The organism is Psychrobacter proteolyticus (assembly GCF_039762275.1).
Lineage (GTDB): Bacteria > Pseudomonadota > Gammaproteobacteria > Pseudomonadales > Moraxellaceae > Psychrobacter > Psychrobacter proteolyticus_C.
The window spans coordinates 1-16,011 of record NZ_JBDLOB010000001.1 but is presented as its reverse complement, the minus strand read 5'-3'; the positions used below and the strand labels follow the sequence as shown (position 1 = coordinate 16,011).

Here is a 16,011-nt window from a genome sequence, read left to right as displayed (position 1 = left end):
TACTATATCTACACTTGATTTAATTGTGATTGGATTGTTGTCATGCGCAAAATAAGCAAAAAGTCTGCTATAAAATGGGGTGTCATCACCTTAATTATCGTAGCATTAGGGGCTTTGGCCTATACTTTTTTAAAACCAGAAGAAACCACACCTAACTATTTAACCGCAACAGTCGAAGTCGGTGATATTGAAAACAATGTCATGGCGTCCGGTAAAGTAAAAGCGTTAAATACCGTCGATGTAGGGGCACAGGTATCTGGTGAAGTAAAACGCCTGTACGTTGAAGTCGGTGACGAAGTCAAACAGGGCGATTTGATTGCGCAGATTGATCAAGTGACTCAGAAGAACAGCCTGAGCAATGAACAAGCCAGTCTTGAACAAAGCGAAGCCGCGCTACAAAGTGCGCAAGCAGAATCGTTAAGCAAACAAGCCAGTCTAAAAAGTGCCTATGCCGATCTTGCCAGCCGTCAGTCTGAGCTTAAACAAGCCCAGTCTGATTTTGCGCGTTTGCAAGACTTAGTCGCTATCGACGCTATTTCTCAGCAAGAATATGATACGCAAGCGACCAGTGTCGACACCGCAAAAGCAGCGGTTGCCAATGCACGTGCGGCTATCGATACAGCAAAAGCCGCAATTGCGACCACCGAAGCTAATATCAACAGTCAGCAAGCAGCATTACGCAAATCACGAACCAACGTCAGTACTGCTGAAGAAGACCTAAGCTATACCACGATTCGCGCCCCGATATCAGGTACTGTCGTTTCTATTACGACTGAGCAAGGCACCACGGTTAACGCTAATCAAACGGCACCAACACTAGTGACGTTAGCGGATTTATCGACCGTACGTATCAACGCGCAAATCTCGGAAGCTGACGTTATCAATGTCAGTGCTGGTATGCCCGCTTATTTCAATATCATTGGTAATCCAGATCAGCAGTATGATGCGACGTTGACGGCTATCGAGCCTGCCCCAGAGCAAATCAGTAGTACCAGCTCAACGGACGCTGCTATCTATTATGTCGGCTACGTAGAAGTACCAAACCCTGACCGCTTGTTCCGCATTGATATGACAGCGCAGATTTATATCATTGTCAATGAAGCCAAAAATGCCCTGTTAGTACCGTCAACAGTGATACAAGAAAAACGCCCTAAAGGTAAAGAAAAAGGCAAAGCAGCTACTGGTAAGTTTGTACGTGTATTAAAAGAGGATGGAACCGTAGAAGAGCGTACTGTAGAAGTCGGTATCGATAATCGAGTAAACGCGCAAATCTTAAGTGGTTTGAAAGAAGGGGAAGAAGTAATCATCAGTGAAGAAAGCGGTAAGAAATCAGGTAGCGGCCGTATCCCTGGTGGACCTCGAATGTAACTTGTTCTTTGACTATGTTGAATAAAAAAGGGCTTATTAAATATAGAAGCCCTTTCATAACAACGCTATAACGCTTATTAGCCTTTATTAAAGACACTGCTATGACTATATCTCAATCTCCTAAACCGTCGACTGAAGATAGCTCTGAAAGTAGCACGGCTCAAAACTTAGGGTCACACACTTCTGCTAACCCTTCAAACAGCTCAGATAACTTAAATAACTTAAATAATTTGGCAAAAACCAATACCGTTAATCACCCTGCACCAGGCAAGCCTATTATGGAGTTGTCTGGCATTATCAGAGAGTTCCCTGCTGGTGAGCAAACCATTCGTGTCTTACATGATATCAATCTAACTATCAATCAAGGTGAGATGGTTGCTATCATTGGACAATCAGGCTCTGGTAAGTCCACCTTGATGAATATCTTAGGCTGTCTAGATCAAGCCACTGCTGGCGATTATAAGATTTATGGTCAATCTGCCCGTAAGCTTGATGCCGATCAATTGGCTGAGCTGCGCCGTGAGCATTTTGGTTTTATTTTTCAGCGCTATCATTTGCTTGGTGATATTAGTGCCAAAGATAACGTGGCCGTCCCTGCCGTGTATGCAGGCATGGATACCGAGGCACGCACCAATCGTGCTGAAAAGCTACTAACTGACCTCGGCCTTGGCAATAAGGTCAACAACCGTCCCAATCAGCTCTCAGGTGGACAGCAACAGCGCGTTTCTGTTGCTCGTGCACTGATGAATGGTGGTGACGTGATCTTGGCAGATGAGCCAACGGGTGCCCTAGACAGTAAGTCTGGCGAAGACGTCATGGCGATTTTGCATGACCTCAGCGCACAAGGCCATACCATTATCATGGTCACTCATGATCCAAAGCTGGCAGCGCAAGCGGAGCGTGTGATTGAGCTAAAAGACGGCTATGTCATCGCTGACTATCAAACTGAACATTATAAGCACACAGACAAAAAACCAGAGTCTATCCTTGGCGAGCATCGTAAAAGCGCCTTTGGTAGCTTTATTGATCGACTGCTTGAAGCGTTTAAAATGTCTTTGCTTGCCATGCGTGCGCATAAGATGCGTACCCTACTGACCATGCTCGGTATTATCATCGGTATCGCTGCGGTTGTATCTATCGTAGGTCTTGGACAAGGCTCTCAGCAGCAAATCCTCGCTAATATTAGCTCGCTAGGCACCAATACCATCACCGTCAATGATGGCTACCCTAGAGGCGACCCTAGACGCCGTTACAATGATGACAACTTGACACCAGAAGACGCAGAAGCGGTAGGCAATCAGCCCTATATTATCAGCGTCAGTCCTCAGGTAAATGCCAACTCTAGCGTTCGCTATCGTAGTATACAAGAGGATGCTACCGTCAACGGCGTTGGCGAAGACTATCTAACCGTTACTGGCGAGACATTGGCATTGGGCCAAGGGTTTGATGCAAAAAGCGTCACATTACGTAGTCAAGATATCATCATTGATGATAATGCCAAGCAGACCTTTTTCTCAGATATTGATAACCCTGTTGGCGAGGTGATATTGGTTGGTAGTGTGCCTGGACGTGTGATTGGCGTACTCGAAGAGAGCGATGGTGGCTTTGGCCCCAGTGTGACGACGCCTACTATCTATATGCCTTATACAACGGTGATGTCGCGTGTCACGGGTAGTACCAATATCGACCGCTTTGTAGCGTTGTTAGATGATAGTATCTCTTCTAGCGCCGCAGAGACAGCCATCTCTGACTTGATAGAGAGTCGCCATGGCAAAGATGACTTTGAGCTGCGCAATTCAGACTCTATCCGTCAAACCATTGAATCGACGACAGGCACGATGACTCTACTTATTTCATCAGTCGCGGTTATTTCATTGATCGTCGGCGGTATTGGGGTAATGAACATTATGCTAGTCTCTGTCACTGAGCGCACCAACGAGATTGGTGTACGTATGGCAGTAGGCGCACGTCAGAGCGATATCATGCAGCAGTTCCTCATTGAGGCCGTTTTGGTCTGTATTTTAGGGGGACTGATTGGTATTGGACTGGCCTTTGCCATTGGTGAGCTGATTAATAGTGTGGGCGGTGATAATTTCAAAGTTATCTATTCATCAACCTCTATTATTGCCGCTTTTGTTTGTTCGACGTTAATTGGCGTAGTATTTGGATTCTTGCCAGCGCGTAATGCCGCCAAACTAGATCCTGTTGAAGCACTTTCTCGAGACTAATAATCGATTATTGACTCGCTTTAGCCAAAAATAGAGCAGTCAATATCGATATAATGACGAAAATTTAAATAAACTGGAATAAATTGGCAATTTTATAAGAGAATTACACTTTTTTTATCATGTGGGGTTGTAATTGTCATAATAATATATATAATGTGCTCTCACGTTTAGGGATACAAACACTTTAAACGTTAGGGCTGTTAGCTCAGTTGGTAGAGCAGTTGACTTTTAATCAATTGGTCCCGCGTTCGAGTCGCGGACAGCCCACCATATTTAGTTTGATCTTTATTAATCGTTCTACCCTATCCGGTAGTGGACTAATAAAGATAAGTTTAAAAGACATCATTAGGATGTTTAGTTTTAGAAAGTTCTTTAGTTAGAATTTTCTCTTGCAGAGTTAAAAAGCATCGCTTTTTTATATACTCTTCAGGGCTGTTAGCTCAGTTGGTAGAGCAGTTGACTTTTAATCAATTGGTCCCGCGTTCGAGTCGCGGACAGCCCACCATATTTAGAAAGCCCAGTTACTATCTTAGTAACTGGGCTTTTTTTCGTCTGGGCTTTTTGAACATGTTTTTTAGCTTTTATATACCTCTATTTATTGTGCTTACGTTTAAACAGTCTAAAGTTATCTCTCTTGCGCCATAGTAGTTTATGTCTGATCGTATCCTTGATGGTACGTGGATGCTTAGGCGCATGAGCGATAAACTCATCAAACTCCGCCTCGCTCATCGCCAGCTCTCGACCATGTGCCATCATCACCATTGACGGTTGCAACGCTCTGATTTTTTTTAGCGATTGAACATAGTCTTTAGGGTAATAGACAGGAAATGGTGCTACGAACTTATGGCGCAATTTAATGATTAAATCAGCGGTGTATACTTCACGACTAGGTAGATGAAACAAAGACAAATCGCGATCTGTATGACCCGGCGTCTCTAGTACTTGCCACTCATCAAAGTGTGGCACAAGCTCGCCATCTGTGACAGTGATATCTGGTTTCAGACTTGACGAGTAATATAGGTTTTTAAATGGGCGTCCTTGACGTCTGGCCACATAATATCCTAGATGTATATCTACGAAGTGCATCGTGCGCCCGCCAATACCGCTATACCACTGCTTTTTTTTATCAGCTGAGACAATTAGACAGCCCGTCTTTTCTCGAAACTTATGCGCACCGCCTGCATGATCCGGATGCATATGCGTGACCACCACTACTTTTAGGTCGGTGACGGGTCGTTTTAACGTCGACTTGATATAGTCGAGCACCATCGGCACATCAGCACGGCAACAGCCATCTAACAGCATTATTTTCTCTGGATATACTGCCAGATAGCTACTCTGGATATATCCTTCTAAACGTACAATTTCACATAGACTCATTGGTGTTCCTTACCTCATTCGTCATTATTATTGTGAGGCTTTTGTTCAGTTTTACAGCCAATCTTTAGTATAGCGCCCGTCACCACAAATAAAACGACTTTGGGTGAACGCTTGTGACTATATACAGAAGTAACATGGCATAGAGAGACGATGAAGCTAATACTATTAACAAATAACGATTAGAACCTGTATATATAGTTTTATACGTGGCAATTCTCACCTTACCAATAAAAAGCAAAAACCCAGCGCTTAGGCTGGGTTTTTATATGGAAAATATTTCTCATATACTTAAGGTGTAGTCCAAGTCACGTAATACTATAACCACCTTGTGCGTTCAAATTCAAACCATGGTGTACAATTCCTCCACCTCAGTTTCTGATACTGAATACCATCGTCTGTTGTTAATTCGACAATTCTTTTAACATCTGACTCATTACAATCCTGACCGAAAACTATACCTCTTAAAGAATTTTGATATTCGAAATAGAGCTCCTCATTGCACTCAAAAATAGCAAATCTAAATTCATTTTCATTTTCCCAATCTTTAGCTTTTTCAAAAAATAAACGCTTGTTAAACTTGAGCAAATGATCGTAACAGTAATTTCTTTCACCTCTTTCTTCTAAGTGGTCAACATTAATCATATATGCTTGTTCCAACTGTATGTCAGCTAGCAAGCGATCGTAATAATCCACATGATCATAGGTATATGTTTTATCATAAAACTTATCATGAAAAATTTCGGTAAAACTTTCCGAGTCAAAAATCAGACAGATTCCCGTATGACTTTCTGCATATTGTGCCCACATGCGAGGTTTACAGAAACCTCTTTTATGCGTGTCCTCTAAGTGACTGCCTGTAAGCTCTTGGTCTTTAGAAAAACAAAGTAACCTTGTTGATTGTTTAAAATATGGGTTCAGCCGTTTTGACAAATATTCTGGAGTGTATTTCGTTAAATCTCTTCCTTCATTCGTACCAGGAGTTAGAAGCCAATCTTTTGTTTCTTTTGGATCATTCGTTTCATTAAATGTAGAAAACCTCAAATTCTTATTTTTTAGAATAAAATTAATTGCAGTTTCAGATTTAGTGTAATGATATATGTATTCACTACGATTCTTTTGAGAAGTAAACAATACCTGCAATCCCCTTCTATTCATGTTGGTATATCGAACTACAATATTAGCATCGATACCTTACAACAACAATATATCCGCATCTAAAAACCTTAAGCAATAATATAACTTTCTAAAAAAGTTATGATCGTCTGTAGAGGCGCCGAATCTGGGATATAAATTATTATAAATAGACATAAACAGTCATACTCTCTCCAAAGACATGTTATCCAAATGAAAAAACCAGCCATATTGCTATGACTGATTTATTGGATTCAACATATAATTAATTCTGAATTAAGCCTATTTATGCAAGATCACGAACCTTTGGCTCACGTTCCCATAGACGAGACTTAGAATTGCTGATAAAGGCGTCTAGCTCAGCCAATGGCGTAACAAATTCATCTTTTTCAACTGGCAGTTTACTTAGGATAAATTCATCAGTCGCACCGCAATAGGCGATGGCTTTGCAATGGTTGTACGCATCATTGAACCAATCTAGTGCTGAGCTGTCTTTTGCGAGCTTTTTCGCTTGGTCAGGCATAATGATACTAACGACAGCATCAAACATCACTGACGGACCACCAGCGAGGCGCTCATCAGCTTGTATGCGTGTACCATCATCCAATACGACTTCTTTATTAGGCGCTACAATCTTGACACTAGCACCTTGCGCTTTAGCAGCATCTTCGAATTTTTTGACTTCACTGCTATTAGAACCTTCTGCGACTAAGATACCAATCATGCGACCTTTTAGGCTATCAGGCGTTAGACCAATCGTTTGTACCGCTTTAGAGGTTCCCAAGTCTTGCACCGGTGCAGCTGCATCAGCTGGCTCTGGTAGTTCCATACCCAGTGCCGTTGCTACGCGATTGGCCAAGTCTTCATCGATATGAATCAAATGACTAAGCATACGCGTACGCACATGGGCTGTATCTACCTTACCTAACTCAAACGCATAAGCGGTTGCGATATGTGCTTGCTCAGTTGCTGTCTGACTACGGTAGAACATACGTGGTTGGCTATAATGATCAGCAAAGCTCTCGTCACGTACGCGACCTTTTACGCCATCATCTAGTTGCTCATGGAATGAGTTAAAGCCACGTTTAGCGCTTTCACGAGGACGAGTTGGATCTAGGCTTTGTGGCTCATAGAGTACACGCGTCTTAGGCACTTGCATCTGCATATGACCATCTTGCTGATTGTTAGCAAACGGACATTTTGGCGCATTGATAGGAATCTGGGCAAAGTTTGGCGACCCTAGACGTGATAGCTGTGTGTCTAGATAACTGAACAAACGACCTTGTAATAATGGGTCATTACTAAAATCAACACCCGGTGGCAAATGCGATGGGCAGAATGCTACCTGCTCAGTCTCTGCAAAGAAATTATCTGGATAGCGGTTCAATACCATTTTACCCACGACTTTTACTGGTACCAATTCTTCTGGAATCAGTTTGGTCGCATCGAGATGGTCAAACGGAAACTCATTGGCTTCTTCTTCAGTAAATAACTGTACGCCAAACTCCCACTCAGGATAGTCACCATTGTTGATTGACTCAAATAAATCACGGCGATGATAGTCAGGATCCGCACCTGAGATTTTCACTGCCTCATCCCATGTGGTTGACTGTACGCCCAATACTGGCTTCCAATGGAAACGTACAAAGGTACTCTTACCATCTTTGTTGATTAAGCGATAGCTGTGAATACCAAAACCTTCCATCATACGTAGGCTACGTGGCAGACCGCGATCACTCATCAGCCAAATTAGATTGTGCATGGTTTCAGGACTTAGTGAGACAAAATCCCAAAATGTATCATGAGCAGAGGCCGCTTGCGGGAAACCCCGATCTGGTTCTGGTTTTACCGCATGAATCAAATCTGGAAACTTCATCGCATCTTGGATAAAGAAGATTGGCATGTTATTACCAACGATATCCCAGTTACCTTCTTCTGTATACATTTTCACAGCGAAACCGCGCACATCACGTGGCGTATCTTTTGATCCTTTGTTACCTGCTACCGTTGAGAAACGCGTAAATAGTGGCGTTTGCTTACCTGTTTCGGTCAATACTTTGGCAGTCGTATATTCTTCTAATGATTCTGTCAGCTCAAAATAACCATGTGCTGCGCTACCGCGAGCATGGACGATACGCTCAGGGATACGCTCATGGTCAAAATGATTGATTTTTTCACGTAATACAAAATCCTCTAATAGCGTCGGCCCACGTGAGCCTGCTTTTAGAGAATTTTGATTATCAGCGATGGCCACACCTTGTTGCGTGGTTAATACTTTAGTGTCGTCACCTGCGCGCTGATGGGTTTCACCACCATTGCCACGTTCCGTATTCATGTCTTTGGCGGGGTCCGTATGATCGATATTATTATTCATAAAAAGTCCTAGCTAATAGATTGAGAGTGCTCTTTTAAATCATTAAAAGAGTGCCTACACAGGTTTGATATCCTTTGAGATAGTGGTGACTTCATCTGTCATTTGTTTATCTGTGTTTATAGCATTGTCGAGCGTTAAATTGATACCGCACTAAAATTCATAAAGGAATAATAGGCTTAGGAGTTATACTACCCAAAAAATAAGTCAAATATAGTTGCGTATATAGTAAACCTTGTTGATATTTAGTTAACGTCTATAGACGCTATAAAGCGACTACTTTAGATGGTCTTAAAGGCGCATAAACGTTAACAATAGAATCTTGTAATGTAGTTATTCTTTAAGGTATGCTTTTTATGCAGTACTAGAGACTATTGATAAATAAATTGGCAGGGTTTTAGCCTTATATTTATCTTTTTTATGTCGTTGGATTCAGATAATTTCGTTACAAGAAAACCGAGCGCAAGCTGTACATTAGTATGGTCAGCGAGGATAACGATGTAGCGGACCTATAGGGATTTGATGATGCGACTATTTTTATATAACTATAAGGCCACCTACCATGTTACCAACTCTAAGCTCCCTGACTAAAAAACCTTATCACTCATTGCTAGTAGGCGCGTCAATGGGTCTAATGGCATTAACGTTCAGTCAAACGGCTGCTGCTATCACGACCAAAAACGTAACTTATACGGTTGATGATAAAGCGTACGAAGGCTATTACGCAAAAGCGGACAAGCCAAACGCACCTTTTATCTTATTGATTCATGATTGGGATGGTCTAACTGACTATGAGCGCAAACGTGCTGACATGTTAGCGGCTGAAGGCTACAACGTATTGGCGGCCGATATGTTTGGACAAGGCGTTCGCCCCACTTCTATCGAAGAAAACAAACGCCTAACTGGGGAACTATATGATGATCGTAATAAAATGCGCCGCATATTGGCAGGGGCATTAACGGCAGGACAACTACAAGGCAATGATGTGCGCAAAGGCACGACTATGGGATATTGTTTCGGCGGTACGGTCGCGTTAGAACTAGCACGTTCAGGCTTTGAGCAAAAAGCCTTTGTACCTTTCCACGGTGCATTCGATATTCCAACTGGTCAAAGCTATGACAAAACTACGGGAGAAATCCTAGTATTTCATGGCTCTGCTGATGAATCTGTCTCTTTAGAGAGCTTTGTCACTTTGGGCAAGACATTAGAAGCAGCTAAGATACCTCACGAAATGGTTACCTACAGCGGCGCACCACATGCCTTTAGCGTATTTGGCAGCGATAGATATGATGCTCGCGCCGATGAGCGCTCTTGGAAACGTTACTTGGACTTTTTAGCAGAAGAATATAAATAACCTAACAGCACAAGTCGAATCAGTAATAATATAAACAAGCCCAAACAAAAAGACACCTCAATTAAGATCCGATAACGATCCATTAAGGTGTCTTTTTATTTATGTAATTTTTGCCAACGCTTTAAAAAATTAGCGTTTATTAAATACCAATAGCTGATTATTGGCAGGCATTGTATACGTTCGAGAGAGTTGTAGATAATGAGCATTTGCTAGACGGATAATGTCTTCTTTATCGCGAATTCCACTATCAGGATTACCTGCTCTCAACATCGCATCAAATCGCTGATTACCTTCACTGGTATATTTGCCATTTTCGTTAAATGGGCCATATATAATCAGTTTACCATCCACAGGTAGCGCGTCACTAGCCAATGCAAATAACTGCTCGACCAAAGCCCAGCTAATGATATGCAAAGTATTGGCTGTAAATATGACATCATAAGGTTTGGCTATATTACTGCTATTTAAATGACCACTATCTAAATGACTACTAACAGGTACTGAGTCATGCGCTAAATCAAACGCTAATGGCAAATATAAATTAGGTGCAGGATACGCATTGTGCCAAGCGATTATATGGCGATGATTACAAGTGACGTCGCTAGTTTGCCACTGTATCTCGGGCAGATTAGGCGCAAAGTAAACACTATGCTGCCCCGTTCCAGAGCCAATCTCTAATACATGACTAAAGCCTTGTAGCTCTGTTTGAAGTGCTTCTAAAATAGGCTGCTTGTTGTTTTCACACGCTTGAGAAAACGGCAATGCAGAAATATCTACTTTACTATTTGGATTATCACTATCCAGATTATCGTCATGCATCACCATCCTCCCAGACCGTTTGTTATGCTAAGCGTTGGTAGCAATAGATTAACAGGCACTGTCTAATACTACCTTAGTGGCTACCAAACAACTGACTACTAGTAAATACCTGCCTCTACCCCAGCAGCCAACGTCATAGCAAGCTCTTCTACTTGCTCAGCAAAGCTATCTTGCCAATCGCCTTGTAGTATCAGCGCCTCTTGAATCCATGACCAACGTAGCCCCGTTGTAATCGTTTTGAGCGCAAGCTTGGTACCTGTACCATCATGCCCTGCGCGTATATATACCGCAAATGGCATGCCTTGCTTTTCTTCTAGCACTGGATAGTAGCAACGATCAAAAAAGTCCTTGGTCAGCCCTGCCATATACGCCAGATTTTCAGTCGTACCTAGCAATAACGCATCAGCAGCCAATACATCTTCAGGCTGCGTATCCTGCGGTGATTTCAAAATGACGTTGATATCTATATCAGGATGATTGGCACCGTCATAAGCTGCCTGCGCCAATTTCTGAGTATTGGGCGATGGCGCATGAGCGACGATGAGTAAAGTCTTAGTGGACATATCAGGCGTCTGTGCCGTTGTTAAATACTAGATTTTGAGTAATCGCAGGATCCAAGCTATTGCCTACTGGGCACGTTAACGCGGTTTTATAAAATCGCTTTAGGGTGCTCTCATCCAATGCCTTAGCAAAACTGACCACGACATGTATTTCACTCACACGCCTTGGTCTGGCAGCCATGACTTTGGTAACTTCTGCGGTCGTACCTGAGATATCGATGTCCATTGCTTCGGCTTTGATACCAATAATCGTTAAGATACAACTGCCCAAACTGGTCGCTAGCAAATCAGTAGGAGAAAATGCCTCACCCTTGCCATGATTGTCCGTTGGCGCATCAGTAATGATTTGGTTGTTAGACTGTAGATGAATAGCTTGGGTGCGTAAATTGCCTTGGTAGGTTACTTTTGAGGTGGTCATAATCTTACCTTAGTTTATTAAACTAGCTGCCTGAGAAATAAAGATGCTGTGATAGTTATTTGATAGATGCTAAGATAGCGAGCATTTGTGCAAACATTAGTTCTGTAAAGGAAATTGTAATATGTATGTGTATGAGCTCTCAGAATACCAAGTTTATCAATTAAAATCGATAGACCCAGCATTAGGTGGTAACTGGAAAACCATTCTTATCAGTATTTTGCCGCAGCTCGATATACCCAGTCGTAAAAGTGTGTACGAAAAAATATTATCAAAAAGGAACATTAGCCCAAATTTTACTTATATCATTCCAGATGATTTGAGAAGTTTGTTATCTAAAACAGCAATTCGTCATCGAGAGCTAAAAGCAATTGCTATACAGATGTTGAAATTTATTGAGTCCAAGCCGGATTCATATGATGCTATTGAACTTGCTGATAAAGTAGAGGCGATGATCGATTATCTTAACCGTATTGATATAGGTGATCATATTTTAGACCAAAAAAGTCGTGAAAGTATAAAAAAAGCATTTTTATACGATTTAGCATTTTGGATCGATAATGTAAATCTTATAGTACAACCTGGTATAAGGCACTTAAATACTGATATCGTAAAAACATACTTTAAAGAAGTATTTATTAAGCAAAAGATTCAGGGGCGAGACTTTCGCGCATGGGATTCTACTGATATAGACTTTCAGGAACAAGACAAATTACCCGATATTATAAAAAGAGAGGCAAAGCGTAAAAAGTTCTTTGTCATTGAAAGTGAGCGTTACTGGTTTTTAATAGGTATTGCCGACAAATCAAGACAAAATCCTTATTCTATTAAACGTTTTTTGCATGAAGATGGCGGTAGTAATGATTTATTTGTATATCTGACACACGTTGTCATTAGAAAAGCGCTTATAGATGAAGAACGTTATATACGACACGTTAAATACTGTACAAGTCGACTATACACTTTGGATGCTGGTGTATCAGACACAATCATCAAATTTATAGCAGAAGCACAACATCTCTGTAAGACACAAATTATACCTCTACTCAAAAAAGAATTGAAAAAAGACGGCGAAGAGACAGAATATCATATCAGTAAGCGTATGAATGACTATGAGCACCAAATCACAATTTCGATTTTGAATAAATTACCTAATATAATTAATAATGCAGTCACTGATAGTGATGATCGATACTATTTATTTTATTATTTGACTAAAATTTTTAATAAACTTATAGATAATCTCCAAAACTTTCAATTACGACCTATCGCTACATATTCTTCTAATGTAGAAATTATGATTGCCAGGCTAATTAGCTTCAAATATTTTCTAGATACGATTTATGATTCATTAGAGGATAAAAAATTTGAGATAAAAAATTTCACTAATGCTTCTAAAGAAATAATTGCAATTGTCAAGGAAGCTTTCAATAGTACTGAACAGAACCTGATACAGTTGAATCAATTAGAAGAAAAATTAAAATCTTATCTTGAAACTAAGGGAAATGGTAGTATTTGGCAAAAAATAAAGGTCGGTTTCCCACCAAATTATACTTTAGAAGATGTGGAACATTCAAAGAATGAAGCGAAAAATGAGTTTTTTCTATCCATCATAAATTTAGCTAAAAAACATAATGATAATATTGTTTACGTAGAATTTGACTGCAATGAAGTCTTAAATGAATACTATCGTCACTATGCCATTGCTAATGAAAAGATGGCAATAGCACGACTACCAAAGGTACTACGATTACCTGAAGATAAGAAAACATTTAATATTCAAAAGACTAATGAAGCAATTCATCACAACGTATTTATATTCGACAAGAAATATGTATCATGATCTATTCTTTTTTAGACAAATTTTTCGTATAAGAGTTTTATTTGACTATCATAGGGAAAGTTCATGAACTCAATTACTAGTAGCTTTCCCGCACCAATCTACAGACGAAGAAAAGCCCCTTTTGCGTTAGCCAAAGGGGTTAGATATGAGTTTATTATTTTAATTTTTGACAAATAACATTGTTTTCATTTCTTTAGAAAATATCGTAGTAAGTAGGTAACCCCCAAACAAAAAAGAAGGCTAGAATGTGTAGTAGAAAAAATGTCTTTTTTCTACTACACACTGAAATATATATCCGATAACCTAAAAGTAGTATCAGTAAGCCCTAAAATAACGAAAAGCATAAATAGTATGAGTCGCTATTAAGTGCCACATAACAATGAAGGTCCAGTCCAATAGTCACTAGCAGAAATTTTTTATCGAAAAATATAACTGCACAGCGTAAATAGTTAAATAAAAACAGTAAAAAAGGAAAATCTATTCCAACCAAAACCTTTTGACCTACCCTCTACACTGGCCGAACGCTCCAGCCTATCTACAGATTATGCTATTCTATATTGGATATATATAAGCATTTATTTAGTTTTAGCAAATTTTTTAGTTATTGCTAATTAAATTATAAATCCAGACTCAAATACTTCAAATAGGCGTCCCACATGTTTATAAAAAAACATTTTGTTCATTTATCTATTTTTACCATGATATTCATGTTTTGCAGTAATGCACAAGCTGAAACTTATCAAGATAAAATCAAAGTAAAGGTATTTATCGCAGCGATGTTTGAAATTGGTGAAAATAGCGGAGATAAAGCAGGCGAATTTCAGCATTGGTATAATCAATATTTTACAGATAGTAAGCCTATAAAAGTAAAAGGTGCCCATAGCCCAGTTTATTGTAACTCCGAAGGTGTCTGTGGTTCGGTATTAGGGATGGGTAAAGTAGGGTCTTCAGCATCCATGCAAGCAATCACACTTTCTCCTAAATTTGACTTTAGCAAAAGCTACTTCGTTCTAAGCGGTGTCGCAGGAACACCACCGAGTAAAGGCACGATAGGTGATGTAAGCTGGGCGTCTTGGCTCGTAGATTACGACTTAGGTCACCGCTGGAAAGCTGAAGAAGATGAAAAAGGTGCACCTACGTTTACTCCCCGCAAAGGCTATGAAGATATTCGCCGCTATCAACTTAACTCTGAACTGCTAAAATGGAACCTACATCTAAGCCAGTCAGTTGCTTTAAAAGATTCAAAAGAAGCCAGCGCCTATCGAATGAAATATCCTGATGCAGCAGCACGACGGAGCCCAGCTATAACCGTAGGCACTCATATGACAGGAGATACCTTCTTTCATGGTCCAGGACTGTCAAAGCAAGCTCAATATATAGCTGAACTATATAATGCAGATGATTACATTATCACTGAAATGGAAGCCGCTGCAATAGCACAAGTACTTAACAGAACGGTAGGTATTGAACGCATCATGAGCTTACGTGGTGCAGTGAATTTTGACCAAGGTAATCCAAATGAGACTACGCTTCAACATCTAGATCCAGCGCCAGGAGAAACAGCTGGTGGCTTTGCAGAAACAGTAGAAAATATCGTGCTAGTAGGATCAAAAACTGTCGATTACATCGTTGATAACTGGGATGTCTGGGAAAAAGGTGTGCCAAAATTTAAAGAAGAATAAAGAACTCCAAGATAAATTTTAAGTAATACAACAAACAGTTAATAGTTAGCAGTCAGTAAGTAGTTTCTAGAATGGGTTTACGCTCATTCTGGAAACTGCTATGGCTTATAGATTTATTACCAATATAGCTCTCCATTACAGCTTCATTAAAAAATAATTAAGCCCTCGATCCGCCTATGTTTTTTAGATAGCATACGATTAAGTAAGTTATAAGACTGATCATTGATATAGACCTCTATTAAATATAGATATATTTGCAAAGCCAATCAATCAAGGTATCATGAACAGATAACTAATCAAATTCATATGCTAGATATAAAGTCTCCACCTCTATCAACAGAACCCTGCTTAAGATAAAAACATCACTCCGCTCAATAATTAAGATACCGCATCACTCGCAGTAAAGGGTACTTGTCCCAATATCAATGCTAATACCTCACGGCTCTCTCCTTTATCATACTAAAAGGGTAGAAGCGGATATTTTGGCGTCGTTTATCGCTTATAAACTCTACTGGCTAGGTATAAATCTAATACATTTGGTTAGATTGAATGGCATAGTCTTGCCTGATGATAGATATTTCTTTTGTCTTAGGGCACGGGTTTCGCTTTAAAATAGTACATACGCAATGAAAGCATCTGTGATTCTGTCAGTAGTAAGGTTCGCATATACGTTATAGTATTGGCAAAATAATTTTTAATGTTAGCCAAAGAAAATCCCCCGACTAGGTAACTAGTCGGGGGATATTTCAGAATAGAGAGCTGACGATGACCTACTCTCACATGGGCGAACCACACTACCATTGGCGCTACGATGTTTCACTTCTGAGTTCGGGAAGGGATCAGGTGGGGCCATCGCGCTA

General features: G+C 40.4%; 11 protein-coding genes, 2 tRNA genes and 1 rRNA gene. 7 read left to right on the top strand and 7 right to left on the bottom strand.

From position 1 onward, the window contains the following. The first annotated feature begins 42 nt into the window (after positions 1–42). The 4 genes from ABFV72_RS00070 to ABFV72_RS00055 all read left to right on the top strand — a co-directional run bounded on the left by ABFV72_RS00070 (position 43) and on the right by ABFV72_RS00055 (position 4,101). The gene (locus tag ABFV72_RS00070) at positions 43–1,368 is read left to right on the top strand and encodes an efflux RND transporter periplasmic adaptor subunit (RefSeq protein WP_347161671.1); all 1,326 of its coding nucleotides are present in this window, start codon (positions 43–45) and stop codon (positions 1,366–1,368) included. 278 nt (positions 1,369–1,646) lie between these two features. Further along, positions 1,647–3,596 (top strand): MacB family efflux pump subunit, encoded by a 1,950-nt coding sequence (locus ABFV72_RS00065; RefSeq protein ID WP_198327634.1) that lies wholly within the window; start codon positions 1,647–1,649, stop codon positions 3,594–3,596. A 194-nt stretch (positions 3,597–3,790) separates the two neighbouring features. After that, positions 3,791–3,866 (top strand) — tRNA-Lys (locus ABFV72_RS00060). A gap of 159 nt (positions 3,867–4,025) precedes the next feature. Next, a tRNA-Lys gene (locus tag ABFV72_RS00055) sits at positions 4,026–4,101 on the top strand. Between the two features lie 86 nt (positions 4,102–4,187). On the opposite strand, the gene ABFV72_RS00050 is transcribed toward ABFV72_RS00055, so the two are convergent. The 3 genes from ABFV72_RS00050 to ABFV72_RS00040 all read right to left on the bottom strand — a co-directional run bounded on the left by ABFV72_RS00050 (position 4,188) and on the right by ABFV72_RS00040 (position 8,481). Further along, positions 4,188–4,976 carry an MBL fold metallo-hydrolase gene (locus ABFV72_RS00050; protein ID WP_347161669.1) on the bottom strand — a complete coding sequence of 263 codons (789 nt, stop codon included), beginning with the start codon at positions 4,974–4,976 and terminating at the stop codon, positions 4,188–4,190. 315 nt (positions 4,977–5,291) lie between these two features. Then, a complete protein-coding gene (locus ABFV72_RS00045) occupies positions 5,292–6,131 on the bottom strand; it encodes a DUF2971 domain-containing protein (RefSeq protein WP_347161668.1) in 840 nt (279 codons plus the stop codon). 262 nt (positions 6,132–6,393) lie between these two features. Continuing rightward, positions 6,394–8,481, bottom strand: coding sequence for a catalase (locus tag ABFV72_RS00040; protein WP_347161666.1), 2,088 nt, complete (start codon positions 8,479–8,481; stop codon positions 6,394–6,396). A gap of 559 nt (positions 8,482–9,040) precedes the next feature. Between ABFV72_RS00040 and ABFV72_RS00035 the strand changes: the two genes are divergently transcribed. Continuing rightward, on the top strand, positions 9,041–9,832 hold the full coding sequence (locus ABFV72_RS00035; RefSeq protein ID WP_347161665.1) for a dienelactone hydrolase family protein: 792 nt from the start codon (positions 9,041–9,043) through the stop codon (positions 9,830–9,832). 129 nt (positions 9,833–9,961) lie between these two features. Here the strand turns inward: ABFV72_RS00035 and ABFV72_RS00030 are convergent, their stop codons facing one another. From ABFV72_RS00030 to ABFV72_RS00020, 3 genes are all read right to left on the bottom strand, one after another. After that, positions 9,962–10,651, bottom strand: coding sequence for a DUF938 domain-containing protein (locus ABFV72_RS00030; RefSeq protein ID WP_347161664.1), 690 nt, complete (start codon positions 10,649–10,651; stop codon positions 9,962–9,964). Between the two features lie 98 nt (positions 10,652–10,749). Next, a complete protein-coding gene (locus tag ABFV72_RS00025) occupies positions 10,750–11,214 on the bottom strand; it encodes a flavodoxin family protein (protein WP_341610703.1) in 465 nt (154 codons plus the stop codon). A 1-nt stretch (position 11,215) separates the two neighbouring features. After that, entirely contained in the window at positions 11,216–11,629 is a 414-nt protein-coding gene (locus ABFV72_RS00020; RefSeq protein WP_347161662.1) for an OsmC family protein, read from the bottom strand. Positions 11,630–11,750: 121 nt separating this feature from the next. On the opposite strand from ABFV72_RS00020, the gene ABFV72_RS00015 reads away from it, so the two are divergent. Together ABFV72_RS00015 and ABFV72_RS00010 are read left to right on the top strand one after the other, a co-directional pair. Then, entirely contained in the window at positions 11,751–13,469 is a 1,719-nt protein-coding gene (locus tag ABFV72_RS00015) for a hypothetical protein (RefSeq protein ID WP_347161660.1), read from the top strand. Between the two features lie 707 nt (positions 13,470–14,176). Continuing rightward, positions 14,177–15,151, top strand: coding sequence for a purine-nucleoside phosphorylase (locus tag ABFV72_RS00010; protein ID WP_347161658.1), 975 nt, complete (start codon positions 14,177–14,179; stop codon positions 15,149–15,151). Between the two features lie 757 nt (positions 15,152–15,908). Here ABFV72_RS00010 and rrf read toward each other — a convergent pair. Then, a 5S ribosomal RNA gene (gene rrf / locus ABFV72_RS00005) occupies positions 15,909–16,011 on the bottom strand; the annotation flags it as partial.